At 45.8% G+C, this 21269-nt stretch carries 18 protein-coding genes; 5 read left to right on the top strand and 13 right to left on the bottom strand.

The genetic code is table 11. The features are described 5' to 3' along the window. Positions 1–19: 19 nt before the first annotated feature. The 9 genes from ACH3Y6_RS12350 to ACH3Y6_RS12310 form a co-directional block, all read right to left on the bottom strand. A complete protein-coding gene (locus ACH3Y6_RS12350; protein ID WP_490835923.1) occupies positions 20–913 on the bottom strand; it encodes a LamG-like jellyroll fold domain-containing protein in 894 nt (297 codons plus the stop codon). A gap of 23 nt (positions 914–936) precedes the next feature. Then, complete coding sequence (locus tag ACH3Y6_RS12345; RefSeq protein ID WP_490835922.1) at positions 937–2484, bottom strand: RagB/SusD family nutrient uptake outer membrane protein; 1548 nt, start codon at positions 2482–2484, stop codon at positions 937–939. 21 nt (positions 2485–2505) lie between these two features. Further along, on the bottom strand, positions 2506–5787 hold the full coding sequence (locus ACH3Y6_RS12340; RefSeq protein ID WP_490835921.1) for a TonB-dependent receptor: 3282 nt from the start codon (positions 5785–5787) through the stop codon (positions 2506–2508). Between the two features lie 259 nt (positions 5788–6046). After that, positions 6047–7240 (bottom strand): FecR family protein, encoded by a 1194-nt coding sequence (locus tag ACH3Y6_RS12335; protein WP_490835920.1) that lies wholly within the window; start codon positions 7238–7240, stop codon positions 6047–6049. Between the two features lie 68 nt (positions 7241–7308). Then, positions 7309–7893 carry an RNA polymerase sigma factor gene (locus ACH3Y6_RS12330; protein ID WP_490835919.1) on the bottom strand — a complete coding sequence of 195 codons (585 nt, stop codon included), beginning with the start codon at positions 7891–7893 and terminating at the stop codon, positions 7309–7311. Positions 7894–8007: 114 nt separating this feature from the next. Then, positions 8008–11514 carry a WD40 repeat domain-containing protein gene (locus tag ACH3Y6_RS12325; RefSeq protein WP_490835918.1) on the bottom strand — a complete coding sequence of 1169 codons (3507 nt, stop codon included), beginning with the start codon at positions 11512–11514 and terminating at the stop codon, positions 8008–8010. A 1-nt stretch (position 11515) separates the two neighbouring features. After that, on the bottom strand, positions 11516–12040 hold the full coding sequence (locus ACH3Y6_RS12320) for a T9SS type A sorting domain-containing protein (RefSeq protein WP_490835917.1): 525 nt from the start codon (positions 12038–12040) through the stop codon (positions 11516–11518). Then, a complete protein-coding gene (locus ACH3Y6_RS12315; RefSeq protein WP_490835916.1) occupies positions 12024–12464 on the bottom strand; it encodes a hypothetical protein in 441 nt (146 codons plus the stop codon). Before ACH3Y6_RS12315 ends, ACH3Y6_RS12320 begins: the two co-directional genes overlap by 17 nt. Positions 12465–13102: 638 nt before the next feature. Further along, the gene (locus tag ACH3Y6_RS12310) at positions 13103–13693 is read right to left on the bottom strand and encodes a hypothetical protein (RefSeq protein WP_490835915.1); all 591 of its coding nucleotides are present in this window, start codon (positions 13691–13693) and stop codon (positions 13103–13105) included. A 182-nt stretch (positions 13694–13875) separates the two neighbouring features. Between ACH3Y6_RS12310 and ACH3Y6_RS12305 the strand changes: the two genes are divergently transcribed. Further along, a complete protein-coding gene (locus tag ACH3Y6_RS12305) occupies positions 13876–14145 on the top strand; it encodes a heavy-metal-associated domain-containing protein (protein ID WP_490835914.1) in 270 nt (89 codons plus the stop codon). Positions 14146–14186: 41 nt separating this feature from the next. Continuing rightward, on the top strand, positions 14187–14375 hold the full coding sequence (locus ACH3Y6_RS12300) for a DUF6132 family protein (protein ID WP_490835913.1): 189 nt from the start codon (positions 14187–14189) through the stop codon (positions 14373–14375). A 17-nt stretch (positions 14376–14392) separates the two neighbouring features. Here ACH3Y6_RS12300 and ACH3Y6_RS12295 read toward each other — a convergent pair whose 3' ends face one another. Beyond that, a complete protein-coding gene (locus ACH3Y6_RS12295) occupies positions 14393–14842 on the bottom strand; it encodes a hypothetical protein (protein ID WP_490835912.1) in 450 nt (149 codons plus the stop codon). Positions 14843–15067: 225 nt separating this feature from the next. Between ACH3Y6_RS12295 and ACH3Y6_RS12290 the strand changes: the two genes are divergently transcribed. Continuing rightward, entirely contained in the window at positions 15068–16570 is a 1503-nt protein-coding gene (locus ACH3Y6_RS12290; RefSeq protein WP_490835911.1) for a glycoside hydrolase family 10-like protein, read from the top strand. Between the two features lie 471 nt (positions 16571–17041). On the opposite strand, the gene ACH3Y6_RS12285 is transcribed toward ACH3Y6_RS12290, so the two are convergent. Further along, positions 17042–18241 carry an NAD(P)/FAD-dependent oxidoreductase gene (locus ACH3Y6_RS12285; protein WP_490835910.1) on the bottom strand — a complete coding sequence of 400 codons (1200 nt, stop codon included), beginning with the start codon at positions 18239–18241 and terminating at the stop codon, positions 17042–17044. Positions 18242–18330: 89 nt separating this feature from the next. Continuing rightward, on the bottom strand, positions 18331–18987 hold the full coding sequence (locus ACH3Y6_RS12280; RefSeq protein WP_490835909.1) for a GDSL-type esterase/lipase family protein: 657 nt from the start codon (positions 18985–18987) through the stop codon (positions 18331–18333). A 140-nt stretch (positions 18988–19127) separates the two neighbouring features. Between ACH3Y6_RS12280 and ACH3Y6_RS12275 the strand changes: the two genes are divergently transcribed. Together ACH3Y6_RS12275 and ACH3Y6_RS12270 are read left to right on the top strand one after the other, a co-directional pair. Continuing rightward, entirely contained in the window at positions 19128–19298 is a 171-nt protein-coding gene (locus ACH3Y6_RS12275) for a hypothetical protein (RefSeq protein ID WP_490835908.1), read from the top strand. A gap of 68 nt (positions 19299–19366) precedes the next feature. After that, on the top strand, positions 19367–20215 hold the full coding sequence (locus ACH3Y6_RS12270) for a diacylglycerol/lipid kinase family protein (RefSeq protein WP_490835907.1): 849 nt from the start codon (positions 19367–19369) through the stop codon (positions 20213–20215). Here ACH3Y6_RS12270 and ACH3Y6_RS12265 read toward each other — a convergent pair. Beyond that, positions 20212–21192 carry a GlxA family transcriptional regulator gene (locus ACH3Y6_RS12265; RefSeq protein WP_490835906.1) on the bottom strand — a complete coding sequence of 327 codons (981 nt, stop codon included), beginning with the start codon at positions 21190–21192 and terminating at the stop codon, positions 20212–20214. The genes ACH3Y6_RS12270 and ACH3Y6_RS12265 overlap by 4 nt on opposite strands. Positions 21193–21269: the final 77 nt, after the last annotated feature.

Here is a 21269-nt window from a genome sequence, read left to right as displayed (position 1 = left end):
GTTATGCCTCTGCTCCGGATTATTTGTTGGCTTTACCCAGGTTGTACAATGCTTTGATATAAGCATCACCCAGGCTTTTATTGAATATACGCACTTCATCGATCTGCCCGGTCATGGGCGCAAAGCTCACATCGGTACTGACCGTTTTACCGGGAATACCATTGTAGTTGGTACCGATGATGATCTCGCTCGGCTCGTAAGATTTGAAGAGGTTGTTACCGGTACCCCTGTTGGGATATCCACCTATTTTCACACCGTCGGCCCAGATATTGAATACGCCGCTGCTTCCATCATAGGTAAGCAATACATGCGTCCACTTGGTGACACCGATGGTTGGATACAGTGCATTGTTCAGGTTATCCTGTGTACCGCCACCCACGGTGGTGAAAGTGGGTTGTATCACCAGGTTGGTATTGGTAGCAGGATTCGCATTGGTGTTCAGGATAAAATTGATATTACCCGTGAAAATACCCGGACGCGCCAACTGGAACAGCATGGTTTTTTTAGAACCGTTGTTCAGGATCCTGATCCAGGCACTGATGGTAAAGCTTTTCAGCGAATCGGTTTTGAAACGCTGGAACTGTGTGGGAAAATACAGGTAACCGGCAGCCAGACTAAGCGCCTTACCCCTTACGCCATCCGCCACATAACTGTCATTAGCGGATGAACCGGGTGCTGTGCCACTCACCAGTTCGTTCTTGGTATCATCAAAACTCCAATAGGCAATCAGGTTCTCGGGGAACACTTCATTGGAGCTGCTGTACCCGTCAATCTTGCCATCATAAGCAGCTGTGCTTACAGAAGGCAGGTTATTGGGGTTACCATCCTTGGTGCAGGATGCTGCCAGTATAACGAGGAAGAACATGACCATCATGCTTTCCCGTAGTGGTATATGTTTGTGATCGTATTTCATGTTAGTAGGTTAATGGTCAATGATTAATAACCGGGATTCTGCTTCAGCACACCCGCACTCAGGTCGATCTGCGTTTGCGGTATCGGCAGTAATACATCCCTGCTGTTGATGAAATTGTTCTTACCAGCAGCATTCAGCACTGTTTGTGCAACTCCCCAGCGAACAATATCAAAGAATCGGTCGTGCTCCATAGCCAGTTCAGAACGGCGCTCGCGGCGGATAGCATCGCGTAATGTTGCCTGGTCGATAGTGGTAACATCGGGTAAGATACCAGCCACCCCATTCCTTGCACGCAGACGTACAGAGTTCAGTGCGGTTCTGGCGGCTGTGATATTATCCGTTCCACCCAGTTCATTGGCTGCTTCGGCATACATCAGTACCACATCTGCATAACGCAGGATACGGATGTTCATCCAGTAACCAAAACGGTTACCAATAGAAGCACGCAGTGCCGGATTGGTGTACACTTTGTTATTGTAACGCGGATTGGGTAAACCTACCGGCAGTGTTTCACCATACAAAGTCTGGTACGTAGTAGTAGCCGTACTGGTATACAGGATCGTACGGTTCTTGCGGGGGTCATTGGCCTCGAAAGCCGCTTCCAGCTGTGTGCTGGGCGTATTCCAGCCCCATCCCAGGTCAAACACTCCGGATCCTCTCACACCCTGTATCTGCGCATACTGTACCCCATTGCTGGTTGGAAAAGAGGCATTGGCAGTTGCCTGCACTTCAAATACAGATTCCTTACTGTTCTCCCCTTCTTCACGGAATACCTTGTCGAAAGAGGTAGACAGGTCATACTGGCCTGATTTTATCACCAGGTTAGCTGCATTCATCGCCAGCGCCCATTTCTGCTGGGTCAGGTACACTTTGGCAAGCAAACCATTGGCTGCACCACTGGTGGCACGACCTACGAATTTGCTGTCCCATACCAATGGTAAGTTGCCGGCCGCATAGGTCAGGTCCTTTTCAATGAACGCATATACCTGTGCCGCGGTACTTTGCGGTACGTTATTCTGTGCAGCGGGATTATCGAATACGGTATCAATAATCGGAACATTTGCGAACAAACGGACCATCATGAAATAAGCATACCCTCTCAGGAATTTTGCTTCACCGATCGTCTGCGCTTTAACAGCGTCTGTGGCCGTAATCGTAGTATTGGTATTCACTTCCTTGATGGTTGTGTTACACTTGTTGATCAGGCTATAATAGCCCAGCCACAAAGTATTGGCAAAACCATTACTGGGCGTAACCGGAAAATTATCCATATCAATGGCGTTGGCACCACCATCTGCCGGTGTACTGCCTTTATCCGCATCATCACTTCGGATGCTGGTAGCCGTGATGAAAGCCTGGCTGTGTACGTTAAAACTTCTGAGATCATTATAAGCACCGAAAATGAACTGGTCATAAGGACCGGAACCTCCGGGGTAAGGATAGTTATCTGCATCATATGCTCCCTGGCGTTGTGTATCCAGGAAGTCTTTTTTACAACCTGTCAGCGTCAACAGCACAGACACAAAGGCCAGCAGCAGCACCGCAGGTAAGAATGTATTTATCTTTTTCATTGTATACATGTTTTGACAGGTTTAAAAAGTCAGGTTAAGACCGAAAGAATACACGGCCGGTACAGGATAAGAACCATTGTCAGCTCCACCACCCAGGATAGAACCAATGATGGGCTCCGGTGAATAACCGGTTACCTTACTCCATGTTTTCAGGTTCTGGCCGTTAACAAACACCCTTGCTTTTTTAATACCTGCTTTAGACAGGAATCCCTGGCTGAATGTGTACCCGATCTGGAAATTGCGGATACGGAAATAATCACCCGGCTCCAGGTAATAGGTACTCATCAGGAAGTTATTACCCCTGGTATTGTCCAGAATGGGTTCGATATTGGAAGAACCGGGGGTAGTGTAGGCATTCAAACGGTTCACTTCATAGTTCAGCACCGCAAAAGTGGAAGTGCGGCGTTGCGCATAGATCTTATGACCAGCCATTCCCTGCACATCCAGTTCCACATCAAAACCTTTGTAGCCCAGTGTGAAATTTCCACCAAAGCTGTAGGGAGGAAATGGTGTACCGATATAACCACGATCAGCAGGTGAAATGATACCATCTCCATTCACATCTGCATAAGCGATATCGCCCGGCAGTGAGTTGGAGAAGGTGGCTGTTTTGGCCATATCAGCAGAAGACTGGTAGATACCTACCTGCCTGTAGCCATAGAAATAACCGATAGACTGTCCGGTAGTGGTCAGGTTGGCGCCACCGTTTCCGATGATGGAGAAATTGAAGTTATTACCGATGGAGTTCACCACGTTCTGGTTGTAACTGAAGTTCACTGATGCGCCATAGGTAAGGTCCTTGCCTATTTTATCGTTCCATCCAAGTGATACTTCGATCCCTTTGTTGGTGATCTGTCCGAGGTTGGTGAAGTAGCTTCTGCTGTCGTTGGGCAGTGCCACTGCGGTAAGGATATCAGAAGTGGTTCTGTTATACCAGGTAAACTCAACATTCATACGGTTGTTCAGTGTACGCAGGTCAAATCCGAGATCGATACCTTTCACGGTTTCCCAGTGCAGGTTGGGATCAGGAATATAAGCGGCCTGTATAGAGCTGTACACGTTATCTCCAAACACAGCAGTAGAAGCATTGGAAATACCGGGTTTATACAGGTTATCGGCAAAACCGTTGGCATTACCCGTCAAACCCCATGCACCACGGATCTTCAGGAAATCAATACCCTTGATCTTACGGAAGAAACTTTCGTCGCTGGCGATCCAGCCCAATCCTACGCTACCAAAAGTACCCCAGCGGTTTCTGGGAGCGAATTTGGAACTTCCGTCTCTTCTTACGGTTGCATTCAACAGGTATTTGCCGAGGTATGAATAACTTACCCTTCCAAAATAACCGGCAATGGAACTTTCGCCACCACCGCCATCAAAATTGCCGGGGTTATTGGCATTGGAAACACCGAGATACCAGAAATCCGGACTATCGTTGATGTTCACAGAAGTATCCCTTCTGGTTCCATTGATATAAGAACTGTAACTATAGATAGATGTAAAACCGGCCAGTGCGGTCAGTGAATGTTTACCATTGAAATTTTTGGTAAAATTCAGGGTATGATCCTGCTGGTAACGCTTGGATTCGCTCTGGTTTTGTGAAACTGAAGTCCTTACAGAATTATCGTAAGTGGTTGTTGTGGGCGTTGCCCCTTCACCCAGGTTGATGAATGTATAAGGCAGCCTGTTGAAACCTCTTCCGGTATTGAAACCAAGGTCAGCATAAAACGTTGAACGCCAGGTAAAATATTTGGCAAACTTGATCTCACCGTAGATATTACCGATCACGCGGAAACCTTTGTCAATACTGGTTCCGTTACCCCTGTTCAGGGCAGCCACAGGGTTACCCACCTGCGCACGCTGGAAAGAGGGCATGCTGTAATAGGTACTCTGGTCTTTCTGCACATCCACTATGGGAGCAGCCCATAATGCATTACTGATAGAAGCAGATGGCGGATTGCTGATCCAGTGATAACCGGTTACTTCAGCGCCAACCTTGATCTTATCTGAGAAACGGATCTCCTCGTTCAGGCGGGCGAGATAACGTTTGTAGTTATCGTTACGCAGCACACCGTCCTGGTTGGTATACCCCACATTCAGATATGTACTGCTCTTTTCAGCATTATTGGCGATGCTGAGGTTGTTGGATGTCATCACCGCATCACGCAGGATCAGGCTCTGCCAGTCGGTATTGGCCGTATAGTTGGTATAGTCAAATGCCGCAGCACCCAAATTGGCCAGCTGGGCATTGTATAATTTTTTAAAACCTGCTGCATCAGCAACTTTGATGCGATCGTTCACTTTCTGGATACCCACAGTACTCTGAAAGTTCACACGGGTTTCTCCCCTGTTGGCTTTCTTGGAAGTGATAGCGATCACACCATTGGCGCCACGAAGACCGTAGATGGCGATGGAGGAAGGATCACGCAATACGTCGATGGTTTCAATATCAGAAGGATTCAGAAAATCGATATTATCATGTAAAATACCATCCACCACATATACCGGGTTGGCACTGTTGGTACTGTTGATACCACGGATACGAACCACCGGACTGGCTCCTGCCCTTCCGGAGTTGGCAATGGTGAGACCGGCCACTTTACCCTGCAAGGAAGACACGGGGTTAGTACCCGGCATTTTAGCTACCGCTTCCCCTTTTACGGTAGAAATGGTTCCGGTAAGGTCTTTTTTACGCTGGGTACCATAACCAACCACTACAACGGCCTGGTCTATCAATACCACAGCTTGTTTCAGTCGTATGGTAAGATTATTCTGGTTACCCACTTTTATCTCGCTGGTCTCATAGCCAACATAAGAGATCACCAGGGTAGCATCAGCAGTCACGTCAATAGAAAAACTTCCATCGGCTTCTGCTTTCACGCCTTTATTGGTTCCTTTGATCAGCACACTGGCACCAGCCAGGGGCGAACCATTTGCGTCTACTACTTTACCCTTTACCACATTGGCCATAACGGCTTCCACTGCTTTCTCTGCAGGTGCTGCCTCGATGGGTCTGGGGGTAATGGTAATCGTCTTGTTCACGATGCTCCATGACAATGGCTGATCGCTGAATACCTGCTGCAGCACATCCGTCAGAGGCTGGTTCTTTACTTTCAGGCTCACAGGTTTTCCCTGCTGCAGCAATACCGCATCGTAGAAAAACACGAAACCTGTTTGAGATTTGATACTTTCAAACACTTTCACCAAGGGCATTTCCTTGCCGGAAATAGATACCGTTTGGGCAGTTGTTCTGGCCGACACCTGGAGAACAGCCGCTAAAAGCAGCAGGGTTGTCAGTTTCATGATAAGTAAAATTTTAGATCGTTCGCCGACGGGGGAATCCGGAATTCCCAGCCGGGCAGATACAGGGGCGGTTGCAGCCCTTGCCACCGGCGCTGAACACCGGTTTTCCGCATTAATTTTCATACATTAGCAATGTTTGGGTTATGGAAAGATTTGCCTCGACAGTAAATTCACCGGTAATCTGAATGGCCGTCCTGATTGCAGTCGGGGCGGCTTTTTTATACCGTATGATTCGTCTTGTTTATATCATAGTTGTTTTTTAAGGTCTTACAAAAAGCTGTTCGTTCTCGATCCTGAAATGCACATTGTTCTTTTCCAGCAGTTTCAGCACTTCAGACAGGTTCAGGTCCCGCTGCATATCACCACCAAAGACCCTATGGGGTATTTTCCCCTCATATTTCACCTGAATATTGTACCACCTGGCCAGTTGTCGCATAACCTGGTACAGATCAGCATGATCGAAATTGAAATACCCATTCTTCCAGGCCATCACGGCTGCCAGGTCTACCCCGTTCCTTACCGAGATACCAGCGCCCTGCTGAAGGCCATTGGCATAAAATGCCTGTTGCCCGGGCTGGATCACCACAGGCTGACTTTCAGGCAATTCAACACGTACACTTCCCTCCAGTAAGGTCACATGCGTATGTGTTTCATCCCCGTAGCTGTTGATATTGAAATGTGTGCCCAACACTTCCACAGTTCCTTTACCCGCAACGGAAACGCGGAAAGGCATCGCAGGATTCCTGGCCACTTCAAAATAAGCTTCACCAGTTATTTCCACTGGTCGAACCTTTCCGTTGAATGCAGTGGGATACTTGAGCGAACTTTCACTGTTCAGCCATACCCTACTGCCATCACTCAGGGTGAGCGATACGGGTTTGCTTCCTCTTGGATTGAACAGGGTATTATATACGGTTTCTGTGGCAGAACCATGATAAGCAATGGTTCCATCAGCAGCCCGCTCGATCTGTACAGCCCCTTCACTGGCAAGTGTACCACTCTGGTTACTGTCGATCACGATCTGCTGTCCATTGGCCAGAGTAATGGTTGCCCTGCTACCGGATGGTGCGGCCACATCTGTCCTATGGCTCTGTAGTGCCGCCAGCGAAGGCTCAGGTTGTTTGTCAGGACGGAGAAACCAGAAAACAGCAGATGCCAGCAATAGGATAACGGCTGCAGCCGCCACTTTTGCAGGCCGCCAAAAACGGCTTTGAACAGGCGCCTGCTCCGGATCGGTCGCCAGCCTGATGTTTTCCAGCATTTTTGCAGATAGATTCCCGGGTAATTCCACAGAACCGGCTGCAGAAATATCGTCTGCAAATTTTTCGAGTAACAGATTTCGAAGGATGGGAGAATCTGCTTGTTGCAGGTATTGTAATAACAGGCGAAGCTCCTCTTCGGTTAGAGAAGACCTGTTCAATAACTCTTCAGGTTGAAAGCGTTTGGTCGGCACCGGGCAAGCGTTTGTCTCATAAATACAAACACACTACCCTATCGGGGGGGGTAAGAAATAATTTTTTTTCAGGAAAACAGCATCCAGATCAGGGGAAGCAGCATGGTATATTCGGGGTGAGAAACAGCGTACTCCCGCACTACCTGCATGGCACCGGAAAGGTATTCTTTCACAGTATGACCAGAAATATTCATTTCACGGGCAGTTTCCTGGTAAGTACGTCCCCGGAGTTTACACAATTCAAAAACCCGTCTTTTCTGTGGAGATAACAACTGTATGGCCTGTTCCAGTAGTTCCATCTGTCGGTCATAATCCGGCAGCGGATCAGCATCTACCACTGACAGGGACAGGTTCTGCCGGGCTTTGGCATCTACCAGTCTGCGTTTCAACCAGTTCACGGAATGATGGTAACTGATCACAAATAACCAGCCTGCCAGGGATTTACCTTTACGGATACGATCCCTTTTTTGCCAGAAACTGATAAAACAGTCCTGAACCAGGTCTTCAGCAGCGGAACTGTCCTTGGTCAAACGAAGAATATTCTGAAAAAGGGGAATATGGTAACGATGGTAGACTTCTTCAAATGCGGTCCTGTCTCCTTCTATAATAAGGGGAATCAAACAATCATCCTCATAATCCTGTAAATGGCGCATAACATCGACTGTTCTGAGTCCTTAATAAAAGTAGTCATTTCAGAACAATATGCAAAAATACGTTCACAGCGGTTACATAACAGGTTTAATATCCCCCTTATTTGTACGGCAAGATTAATCGCCCCTGAAAATGACAAAGTTCAGTACCAGGTTGTCCGAAATATTATTACCACTGGTATTATAGATGGTAATGGTAAAAGAACCATTGGCAACAGCATCTACCTGAACCTGGTATCGGCCTGGTCCACCGCCGGAAGCAATTGCAACAAAAGGTACATCCTTGTCCTTGACAACCGAATTATTGACAACAAAAGAAACATTTGCACCTACATTCATTCTGGCATTGTCGGTAGTAATACGACCAGAATAGGCATTGATGGTGATCGATCTGGACTTACTGGTGTTCTGCATGGCCACTGCCCCATTAGATGTATAACCGATCCCCATGGCTGACGGAGAAGCCGAAGTGTTCAGTCCCCCTTCAGCCAGAAGGGTCCCTGTAACCGTTGCCTCTCCGGATACAGACAAGGCGTTCAATGTACCCAGGGATGTTAGAGAGGACTTAGTGATATTGGCAGCAAGTGTAGAACCGGTAAGGGAAGTGCCCGCAGGTGTGGCTGCAGCTACAGCAGCATCTGCATAAGCGGTGGTAGCTAACTGGGAATTGTTGGAACCTGCTCCGGGTGTTGGTGCAGTGGGTGATCCCGCAAAAGCAGGAGAAAATATTGGGGCTTTGGCCTGTAACATGGCCGCGGTATCCGCGTATTTCACTGACTGACTGATTTTGGCATAACCACTTAACATTAAAGCAGTATCAGCATATTTCATTGACTGAACGGTCTTTGCGTAACCACTCAGCATCGAAGTCGTATCGGATACCTTCAAACGATTCGACAGTATCAACGCAGTATCAGCATATTTTACAGACTGATCGGTTTTAGCATAACCACTTAACATTAAAGCAGTATCAGCATATTTCATTGACTGAACGGTCTTTGCGTAACCACTCAGCATCGAAGTCGTATCGGATACCTTTAAACGATTTGACAACATCAACGCAGTATCAGCATATTTTACAGACAGAGCAGATTTAGCATAACTGCTTAACATCAAAGCAGTATCAGCATATTTCATTGATTGGCCATTCCTTGCGTAACCACTCAGCATCGAAGTCGTATCGGAGACCTTTAAACGATTCGACAACATCAACGCAGTATCAGCATATTTTACAGACAGAGCAGATTTAGCATAACTGCTTAACATCAAAGCAGTATCTGCATATTTCATTGACTGGCCATTCCTTGCGTAACCACTCAACATCGAAGTCGTATCGGATACCTTTAAACGGTTCGACAGCATTGAGACAGTATCAGCATATTTTACAGACTGATCGGTTTTAGCATAACCACTTAACATTAAAGCAGTATCAGCATATTTCATTGACTGAACGGTCTTTGCGTAACCACTCAGCATCGAAGTCGTATCGGATACCTTTAAACGATTCGACAACATCAACGAAGTATCTGCATACTTTACAGACAGACCGGTTTTAGCATACCCACTTAACATTAAAGCAGTATCTGCATATTTCATTGATTGACTATTCCTAACATAACCACTCAACATGGAAGCCGTATCAGACACCTTCAAACGATTCGACAGCATTGAGGCGGTATCAGCATATTTTACAGACAGACCGGTTTTAGCATAACCACTTAACATCAAAGCTGTATCAGCATATTTTATTGTTTGGCCAGCCTTCGCATAACCACTCAGCATCGAAGCCGTATCGGATATCTTCAAACGATTCGACAACATCAATGAAGTATCTGAATATTTTACAGATTGAACAGATTTAGTATACCCACTCAACATCATAACTGTATCAGCATATTTCATTGACTGACCGGTCTTCGCATAACCACTCAGCATTGAAGCCGTATCTGACACCTTCAAACGACTTGACAACATCCATGAAGTATCCGAATATTTTACAGATTGAACAGATTTAGCATAACCACTTAACATCAAAGCTGTATCAGCATATTTTATTGACTGACCAGTCTTCGCGTAACCACTCAGCATTGAAGCTGTATCGGATATCTTCAAACGGTTTGACAACATCAACGAAGTATCTGAATACTTTACAGATTGAACAGATTTAGCATAACCGCTCAGCATCGAAGCCGTATCTGATACCTTCAAACGGTTTGACAACATCAATGAAGTATCTGAATATTTTACGGATTGAACAGATTTAGCGTAACCACTTAACATCAAAGCTGTATCAGCATATTTTATTGACTGACCAGTCTTTGCGTAACCACTCAGCATTGAAGCCGTATCGGATATCTTCAAACGATTCGACAACATCAATGAAGTATCTGAATACTTTACAGATTGAACAGATTTAGCATAACCGCTCAGCATCGAAGCCGTATCTGATACCTTCAAACGGTTTGACAACATCAATGAAGTATCTGAATATTTTACGGATTGAACAGATTTAGCGTAACCACTTAACATCAAAGCTGTATCAGCATATTTTATTGACTGACCAGTCTTTGCGTAACCACTCAGCATCGAAGCCGTGTCTGATACCTTCAAACGATTCGACAACATCAATAAAGTATCCGAATATTTTACAGACTGAACAGATTTAGCATAACCACTCAGCATTGAAGCCGTATCGGACACCTTCAACCGGTTTGACAACATCAATGAAGTATCCGAATATTTTACAGATTGAACAGATTTAGCATAACCACTTAACATAGAAGCCGTATCAGTCAGGTTCAGTTTTTCACGGATATTTGTATTCAGGCTTGCCGTATCGCTGGTATTCAGTTTGGCATTGATCTGGACTGCCAGACCGGAAGTTGTTTCTTCCAGATGCGCTTTCAAGGATTGTTGTGCGGCAAATATCCGGTTGCTCAATGATGCCGTATCTGCCGCATCAAGTTTCCGGTTGATCCTGCTCTGTAACAAAACGGTATCCAGATAAGGCAGCCATTGACCATTGTCTGCCAGGTAACGGCCTCTGACCGAACCGGGCGCAGGTACCAGTCCGTTAATACCCGTTGCAAAAACAACATTCCTGTTGTCCGCATACGGTTTCAGCATAGCAGCTGTATCCGTAATGTTCAGTTTCTTGTCCATCCCCTCTGTTTTCGCAGCAAATAAGGCGTAGGGAACCGCCCAGAAAGGAGAAGTCCCCAGGTCTGCATAATTCTGCGAGGGGTCCCAGCCTATGGCGGAAGATGTTGGTGCCACAGCAGCTTTCACGCTGAAATAATACGGTCCTGCTGACCAGTCGATATCGGCAATGGAAGCTGCACCTGAAACACGTGTGCCCTGCCCGATCACGATAGTGACCAAACCCTGCTCCGATGCAGTTACCTGGAAAGTTTCATTGTACACCACTTTGCCATTAGGCGTTTTTTGTACAATGGCATCCTGTATATACACTTTCCTTCCGGAAGCTGAATTACCATTCCCATCCGTAATAGATGCCTGGAACAAAATACCGTTGGGGGTTTGTACAATCTGCGCAACAACATCTCCCCCCGTCAGTACCAGAACAAACAACAATATTGCTATATGGCTTGCCCGTTTCATCATCTTAGAATGCTTTTAGAATCTTGAATGACTGTATCTTTTCCTTATTAGCATACAACGTAACAATACAATATCCCAGCGGAAACCCACGGACATCAATAACCAGTCCGCGGTTGATTGATGCCAGATCTGTCCTTACAGTTTTAATGGGATTACCCATCAGATCCGTTAAAGAGATCGTATACTGTACCAGCCCCTTTTCCGGAAAATTCACCAACGAACGGATCGTCAGTTGATGGACGGCAGGGTTGGGATAGGCATAGACCTGTAACTCCATCTTGGGTGACACTTCCTTACAGCTAATGGCAAAGGGCCCCGGTTTGGGAGCTATGAATTTGGATAACCCATTGGTGATCTCAAAACATTTACTGTACTGGATGATTACCGGTTCGCTGAGTTTGACAGATGTGTCTCCGGTTGCTCCGATAAAGCCAAAATGATAGTGAGTTTTTATCTGGGCAACAACAGGAACATTCAGCAGCAAACAGGTAATCAGTACATAACATGCACGTTTACCTGTTTGATACATATTCGAACCGGATGGTTTTATCCGCATGAGTGGTGGTCAGTCGTAACCGGCCCTGATCCAAACGTTCAATACGGAAATGATTAGTAAAATAAGGTGCAGCAGTATTCACACACGAACGGGTGCTCTCGATCAATGAATCCCTCGAATACAGGGTCCAGTAACCGGTGAAGCCAAGATCATCCACGAAAGTTCCATCGGGACGATACAGCTTCCGCGTACCTTTTGCTGAAGTATCAGCAGCATTGTTTACGAAAATGGTAGTAAGTACCCAATTCACAGAGCCGGGTTGACCGGTCAACGTGGCGATCCTGTCGCTGAACAGATTTCCGGGATCGTACCCTTTGGTACAACTGGCGTAGCTGCTTACCGTCACAAGAAGGGTCACGGCTGCCTTACGAAAACCCGGGGAAAAGTTTTTGTTCATAGTCTTAGGAAATTTGTTTGCAGATAGTTCATATCAACAAACTTTCCATGGGTACTTTGGACAGTTTGTGATATTGGATTTTGGGGACACAAGTATACCCTCGAATTCTCATATAAAAATTCACCAGCAACATTTCCGGAAAATGCTAACGAATCCACCTCTATCTCAGACAGACGCAACAGCTACTGTCGCTACTCAGCGCCGTAGAATTTCCTTCACAAATTCCTGAATACCTACTACCCGCTTAAAAAAAAAGAGAGTTCCGGGCACAGCTTACCGGGTCAAATACCGACTGGATAAGATTTATCACAGACAAAACCGTTCGATCCCCGTATTGCCCGATGTCTATAAAATGTAGTATAATCAATCGCATTAGTGTGGGAAAACAACAAAAAATCATCAAAATTATCATTGATAAAAACTACTCGTAAGGCATAATATTACTACATGCGTCAGTTCTTTTCACCGGGCAAAAAACCGTTATAAAACATTGATAAAAAAGCTGTTTCACATGATAAAAAAGTGAAAAAATCAGACAGTTATTCACAGTACGGGGATAAATAAATGGAAAGAAAAGTCAATTTATGAAATAAAAACCCATGACCAGTCGTACCCGGTACCCATCACAAATAACCCGTTTATTTCCAGATACGAAAGTTAAGCCGGAACTTCTTTTGTTCCAGCAATACACGCCAGTCGATGAACAAGGGAACAAAGATGATTAATACACCGGGCAACAGGGTGAGCAGACTTTTCCAGGTAAGCAAGCCGGCGAAAATGGCTTTTGAATTCTGCACTACATAATCGCCCGCCAATACCATCACCATATCACTGATGAACTTACCCACAAAAAAAGCAGGAATGATTTTGATAGGCGGGATCCTGGCCATACCTGCAGCAGTAAACACGGGAGTGGACGACATGGGGGTTAATGTATACACCAGTACAAACAACTGAATCTGCCAGCCCTTTTGGGAGAGTTTCTGGCCAATGAATTTGAGGTCTTCATTTTTATCTGCTTTGATATACCTATCTGATAACCAGGGCATATACTGGCTGAGCGCAAAGCGTCCCAAGGTAGAGCCAATAACACCCGTAACCAGTACCAGCCAGATATTTAACCCGAACTGCATCTGGCAAAACACCATAACCGTCCAGGCCGGTGGCCCGATAAACGGCACCAGGTCTACCAAAAAAGTAGCAATAAATACCAATAGGTACATCCACATAACACATGCAAGATAACCTTTGAACGTCACCGGATAAAATCAGTATGCGGGTTACGGCAGAACCAGGGAAATGGCACGATGCCTCATATTCAGGAAACTCAATTACGGTTGGGTGTTGGGGTTTGTAACCTTTGTTACAGAGTATGCACTGGTATCTGTGTAACTTTACTGAAAACCGGTATATGAACTCTTACCTGCTAAACGTGGAAAATGTAAAATGCATGGGTTGCGTAAACAATATCCGAGAAAACCTTCTGCAAATGGAAGGTGTGGTTTCCGTTGACGCAGATATCAAAACCCAAAAAGTAGCTGTAAGCGGCATTGCTATTGACAGGGATGCCATTACCAGCAAACTGGCGCAACTGGGTTATCCCGAAAAAGGAAAGAACAGTTTCCTGGATAAGGCAAAAACCTATATCAGCTGTAAACTCCAGGAACTAACCCAAAAATAAGCCCGATCTTTAATCAATATTTTCCAAGCATTCCCATCATCATGAAAAAATGGATCCTCATCAATAAACTTTACCTTATCGGCGCAGTGGCAGGTGCCATTGCCGGTTATGTGTACTGGCAACAGATCGGGTGCAGTTCAGGTACCTGCCTGATCACATCCCGGCCACTCAACAGCACTTTATATGGCGCTATGATGGGGGCACTCAGCTTTGGGCTGTTTAAAAAATGATTGTCGGGAAACAACCCTTATCTCTCAGCCGTAAATGAGATACTCACTTCCTTCGCATTCACAAAATAACTAAGTGACAATTCTGTCCGGGTCAGTTTGTTGATATGGAATTGCTGAATGGCATAGGCACCCGATTGTGTATTGGTCACTATTTCACGCAAGGAATCTTTGGCTACCAGACTCCATTTGCCGCGCAGTCCGTCACCATCTTCAAAACTTCCATTGAGCTGGTAAGACTTATAATAATCCTTATTGATGGTATTCGCAGGTTGTGTTACCTGTTCAATAGCGATTTTGTTCAAACGCCATTTGGAATAGGCCCCTTCACTTCCCGTTAAAGCAATAATATTAGTAGCCAAAGGATCGGGAGTAATCGTATACGCTTTATTGCAGGAAAGCGGTACAAATAATATACCTGCCAGCGTACACCATTGCCAGGAACGGACTAAAGAAGAAAACAAATACATTTTACATAAATCTTGACCTGTAGTAACGAGTGCCTGACAGGAACAGATATGCAAAAAGAGTAATTTAATTAACTTTTAAGATTCAATCCCGCATATAAGGGATCCTGCCGGTGTTTTATGAGAACAGCCCACCCTGTTTTATACTCCTCCATTCATAACAATCCAGGTATTTTTTTACGGAATGATACAGGGTTTAACTACTTTAGTTACCCTCAATTAGTACTTATGAAAAGACCCTTAAGCGCAATTATTTACTGTTTACTTGTAGTATCCTCGCTGCAATCTGCTGTAGCGCAGATCCAGACAGGTCCGCCGGCAGTAGAAAAAGAGTTCCGTGCTGCCTGGATCGCTACCGTTGCCAATATCAACTGGCCAAGCAAACCAGGGTTAAGTACTTCCGAACAACAGAAGGAAGCGATTGCACAACTCGATTTCTTAAAAGAACACCATTTTAATGCAGTCATTTTCCAGGTGCGCCCTATGGCAGACGCTTTGTACGATAGTAAACTGGAACCCTGGTCCTATTATCTTACAGGCGAACAGGGCAAAGCTCCTGACCCCTATTACGATCCCCTGCAGTTCTGGACCGAAGCCGCTCACGACCGTGGCCTTGAAATGCATGTCTGGTTAAACCCCTACCGCGCCTATCACCCTACCAGTAAGAATATCAGTGACGGTTCTATTGTAAAAACCAATCCTGAACTGGTGGTAAAACTGAAACAGAATTACTACTGGATGGATCCTGCCAGAAAAGAAACACAGGATAAAACAGCGGCCGTAGTGCGCGACCTGGTAAAACGCTATGATATCGATGGTGTACACCTGGATGATTATTTTTATCCTTACCCTGAATACAATGGCGGAGAAGATTTTCCTGACCAGGAAAGCTGGGCAGCTTACCAGCAGAAAGGTGGTACACTTTCCCGTGGCGATTGGCGCCGGGCAGCTGTGAATACGCTGATAGAACGGTTGTACAAAGAGATCAAAGCCGAAAAGAAATATGTGAAGTTCGGCATCAGTCCATTCGGTACCTGGCGCCCGGGTTACCCGTCCATTGTAGAGGGTTTTGACCAGTACAATACCCTGTATGCCGATGCCAAACGCTGGCTGAATAAAGGATGGGTGGATTATTTTACCCCTCAGCTGTACTGGCCCATTAACCGCATCTCGCTGAGTTTCCCGATACTGCTGGGTTGGTGGGAAAAAGAGAACACCAAAAAACGTCATTTATGGCCCGGCATGAATGTGGGCGACAGCAGCATAAAGGGTACCAATGAAACATTGAGCCAGATCATGATTACCCGGGGCATGTTACCTAACAGTGCCGGTGCCGTACATTGGAGCCTGTCGTCTGTGATCCGCAGCAGCAATCTTTCCAAAGCCTTGCTGGAAGGCCCATACAAGAAGGATGCGCTGGTGCCGGCCTCACGCTGGCTGGGCAATAAACAACCTGAAGCCCCTGCCGTACAAACCAGCAAGAGCACAGATGGCATACAGGTTAGTTTCACACACCCGCATGCTGATAAAGTATTTCGCTGGGTAGTGTATAAACAATATGGCAACAGCTGGACCTACCAGATACTAAACCGGACAGAACACGGCACAACGATCACAACTTCCATTAAAGACAGGAACAACAAAGATACCAAGCTCGTCAAGATCGCGGTAACTGCGGTTGACCGGTTAGGCAACGAAAGTGAAAAAATAGAAACTGAGATCCCTCAATAAAAGTTTTATTCCTGACTACGCCTTGGCTTCTTTGCCTGCAACACTGATGCAAAGACACCAGGGCGCGGTTATTTTACACAAGTCCTGCAAAGCCCATACAAAAAAGCCCACCCCGGTTAAGGGATGGGCCAAACCTACACCTACTCTCTATACCCGTTCAGAGAACTGCGCTTTCCCATCACGGTTTGGGGGGCTGTATAGAAAGTCTCTTTATGGCACAATAAGCTACCAGGTCACATTCTACTGGGACGCAGGTGAAGCATGCCGGTAAATAAGGTTGATGATAAGCAGAGAATCGTTAAGCAAATTTCCTGAAATACATTTTTATGTTGTGTAACATTTGTTACATACCCTATCTATATTTTTAATGTCTATATGATTGTTTCATAATTAGTGGCACTAAACAACAAAAGCCCATCCCAACCAGGGATGGGCCCAAACCTACACCACACTTTTATGAATGCCATTCGATTATGGCAGCTGCGCATAACCATTACGGAGTTTCCATAGAAAATATTTTTCGAGCAGCACTTTACCAAAGTCCCAGATAATATTGGGCAACATGATAGCGATGCTGCGGGGTTTGAACAGGTGATTGGATAAGATGATCACTTCTTTTTTTCCTGCGTCCATGATACACACGCCGGGTATTTCGCCCCATGTTTTTTCTTTCAGCTTGGTCTCACCTTTAATAGTACGTACGATGTTCTCTGCCACGATCTTACCGGTTTCGTCACTGGGGTACCCTGTTTTCGGCACGGCAAAAGGCACGGCCCCTTTTTCAAAAGGCGGGGCTACCTGAACCGCTAATCCGGCTACCCATACGTTGGGATATTTTTTGTGACGATAACTGGGTAATACATCGATGAATCCATTGGGCAATGCCTCCAGTTTGGGGGAGCTGGTAACAAAATCAACACCGCGGAAAGGTGGCATCAGCATCTTGAATTTGCTGGCAATGAACTCGCCGTTACTCAGGTATACACCCTCTTTCGTTACTTCCTTGATAGCCACATTGGTGCGGTAATGGATATGGAACATTTTCATGAATCCTTTCAGCATAGACTCGCCCAAAGGCATGCCATCTATACCGAAATGGCCCAGATAGGTTTCGGGAGTTACCCAGTACAGATCTACTTTTTTACGGATATCCTGCTCGCGCAGCCATTTTTCCATATTGAATAGGAACTCGTATGCAGCACCCATACAGCCCGCTTCCTGTGTAGCACCGATCACGATCGGGCCGGGATCTTTTTTAAATTCTTCCAGTTTTTCGCGGGCATCCATGGCTCCGGTGGGAGTACCGATATAACAGGCATGTTCACGTATACCAGGAGCGACATCAAAATTCACTTTCGGGCCCGTTGCGATCACCAGTTCATCATAGGGCATTTCCCCTTTTTCGGTATATACGATCTTTTCATCGGGATCTACACGGAGTGCAACGGTCTGAACGAACTTCACTCCTTTCCGGTCAAGTACATTCCGCCTGTCTACACTGATCTCATTCACTTCCCGGCGTTTAAAGGGCACCCAGATCAAAGAAGGGACGAACAGAAATTTTTCGTTCCTGTCTAGTAAGGTTACTTCGGCGTTTTCTTTGAGTTTGTTTTTGAGGAGGATCGCTGCGGTAAAGCCTGCGAAATTACCTCCGACAACGAGGATTTTCATACATGAGGTGTTTGTTTGTACCCCAAAGTTGGTACAGCTTTAGTACCCCCTGTGTAACATATGTTACGTATCCTGTATGCCTGAATTATTTACTGTTTTACCAGGAAAGGCCTGATCTTCTTATACCAGATATCATATCCCTCCTGCTTCATGTGCAGCTTATCCTCACGGAACAGTTCCGGTCGCATATTGCCCTTTTTATCAAGCATCAGCGGATAGATATCAATAAACCCAGTTCCGCTTTGCGTAGCGAGATACTCCCTGATAAGTTCATTAGCCCTGGTAACAACCGGAAGGAATTGCGCACGTGAAGGACTGGGTTTGATGGAGATATACGCCACCGGAACATCCGGCAAAACAGTGCGGACATGTTGGAACAGTTTCTGAAACGCCATAAAAACAGTGTCTCCATTCGGAGCTGTCAGGATATCATTCTCTCCAATATACAATACAATCTGCCGGGGTTTATACGGCAGTATGATATCTTCTACATATCGGTCAATATCACGGGTCACCGCCCCTCCGATACCACGGTTCAGAACGGTATATCCCCGGAACTGTTCTGCCAGGTTGCCCCACAAACGGATAGAGGAACTACCTGTAAACAGGATGGGATTTTTAGGGGGTGCATAGATCTTATCGTATTGTTTGATAACCTGTACATCATTCCAGAAATCAGGATGGGTTTGGGCACCAACACGGGTAAACAGAGATACACATAAAAGCAATACAGGAATGAAACGCATAGACAGATCAGATTATACGGCAAATTACGGAATCTGTTACATACAAAGACTGGCCGAAATTGATAAAAACTTAACACCATTGCAGTATTTTCCTGAATAACTTTAAGAAAACCTATACGGCCATCCCTCAAACCAGCTATATGGAACAAAATCAAATTCTCGTCATCAGCATAACCGCAGTAGTGGTGCTGGCACTGATCCTTTTCCTGGTACGACAAAACAAAAAAGACAGAGAAACCATGAAACCTGATGAAGCCGATTCTGTAAAGGAAGTCCATACCAACCAGGAAAGGAACCGTGATAAAATCTGATTGCACAAAATTCAGGGTGTGTTACGTTCCGATATTCAGTAACTTGTTTTTCTCAAGTTCACTGAATATTGTCCATAACTGCTGTTGCCATATTCGAAAACCCCAGAGCGGGCAAGGGGAAATCCGCTGCCCTGTCGGCCTGGCTGCACAATGAGCTGCAGAAAAGACAGATCCCGGCTACTATCTACAGAGACCAGTGGCCTGTGGCACTAACCGGTTTTTCAGATATCTGGCTGATCGGTGGTGACGGAACCATTAACTACTTCATCAACCGATATCCCGACTGTGATAAAGCGCTGGCAATTTTCAAAAGTGGTACGGGCAATGATTTTGCCTGGAAATTATATGGGAACAAAACAAACGCCGAACAATTAGCCCAGGTATTGCAAGCTACACCAAGATGCGTAGATGCCGGCAGGTTCAATGAGCATCTGTTCATCAACTGCCTTGGATTGGGTTTTGACGGAGAGATCGTTCGTTCCATGGGTTCCATACGGATGCTGGGCGGAAAACTCGGCTACCTGCTTGCCGTAATTACAAAGATCTTGAGGTTCCGGGAAAAAAGATTCACCATACAGTCAGGGGCCGAACAATGGCGAGGTCCCTATTTGCTGGTGATGGTGGTAAATTCATCCCGCGCAGGTGGCGGCTTTTTTGTGGCACCGGAAGCGTCTATTGAAGATGGGAAGTTAGACATGGTACTCTGCAATCCGCTACCACTGCTCAAAAGACTGCGATACCTGCCCGTGATCCAGAAAGGGAAACACCTCCATCTGCCATTTGTAACACACCGCCAGGGAAACAGCTTTCACATCAGCTGCAACGAAATGATTGACATACAGGCAGACGGTGATCTGCACTCGGCAAAAGCGTTGACAATAGAAGTGCTTCCCGGAAAATTCCGGTTCCGGTATTAATTCAATACCACCTGCTTATTGTATTTGTTCCGGTATTCTATTGGTGTTAAACCTGTGATCTTTTTAAAAACGGTACGGAACGCTTTGGTATCGGTATACCCAACATCGTACATCACTTCGTTGATATTTTTGCGGCTACTTTCAAAACTGCGTTTGGCCGCTTCTATCTTAATCCGCTGCATATATTCCACCACCGTATTACTGGTGGCTTTCTTGAACCTCCGCTCAAAACTGCGGCGTCCCATGGCATAGCGATCGGCCAGTTCATCCACCGTGATGCGGCCCTGATAATGCTCTTCAATAAAAAGCTGTGCCTGCAGAATGGCTGTATCGGCATGTTCCTTTTGCCCACGGAACATCATAAAACTGCGCTGGCTTTCCCGGTCAATATCCACTGCAAAATATTTGGATGCCAGGATAGCCGTATCCCGGTCTGTATATTTTTCAACCAGATACAACAACAGCCGCCAGTAAGAATTGGCTCCGCCGCTGGAGTAGATCCGTTGTTCTTCGGTTATGATACTGCCTTCAACCAGCTCCACTTCGGGGAACAGATTCCTGAACTCATTAGCTGCATTCCAGTGTGTGGAGCATTTCTTCCCGTTCAGCAAACCCGTAGCAGCCAGTAAAAACGCACCAATGCACAGGGAAGCCACTTCTGCACCTGACCGGTATTGTGCAACGATCCAGGGAATCATTTCTCTATTCAACTCCAGTGCCCTAACAATATCGCCACTGATCGCAGGGATGAAAATCAGATCGGTCTTGTCTACTTCATGCAACAGTTTATCAGTATGTACAGAATAACGGCTATTATCCAGCCTGACATCTCTCGTCAATCCCACCAGTTGCACCTGGAATAAAGGTTCCCTGCCAGCGGCCACCAGGAACTGATTCACAGCTTTGAACATGTAGTTAGGATCCGCAACAGCTTCGATAACGGCTGTTTCAGGCACAAGGATGGATACGTTTTTCATAGGCTAAATGTAGAAAAAAGCTTTGTCGTAATCAACCCTCTTAATTGTCTTCATCGCACCTTGCACAGATCAAAAAC

Source organism: Sediminibacterium sp. FW305-C-269, from assembly GCF_058231045.1.
This window is presented reverse-complemented; position numbering and strand designations above follow the sequence as displayed.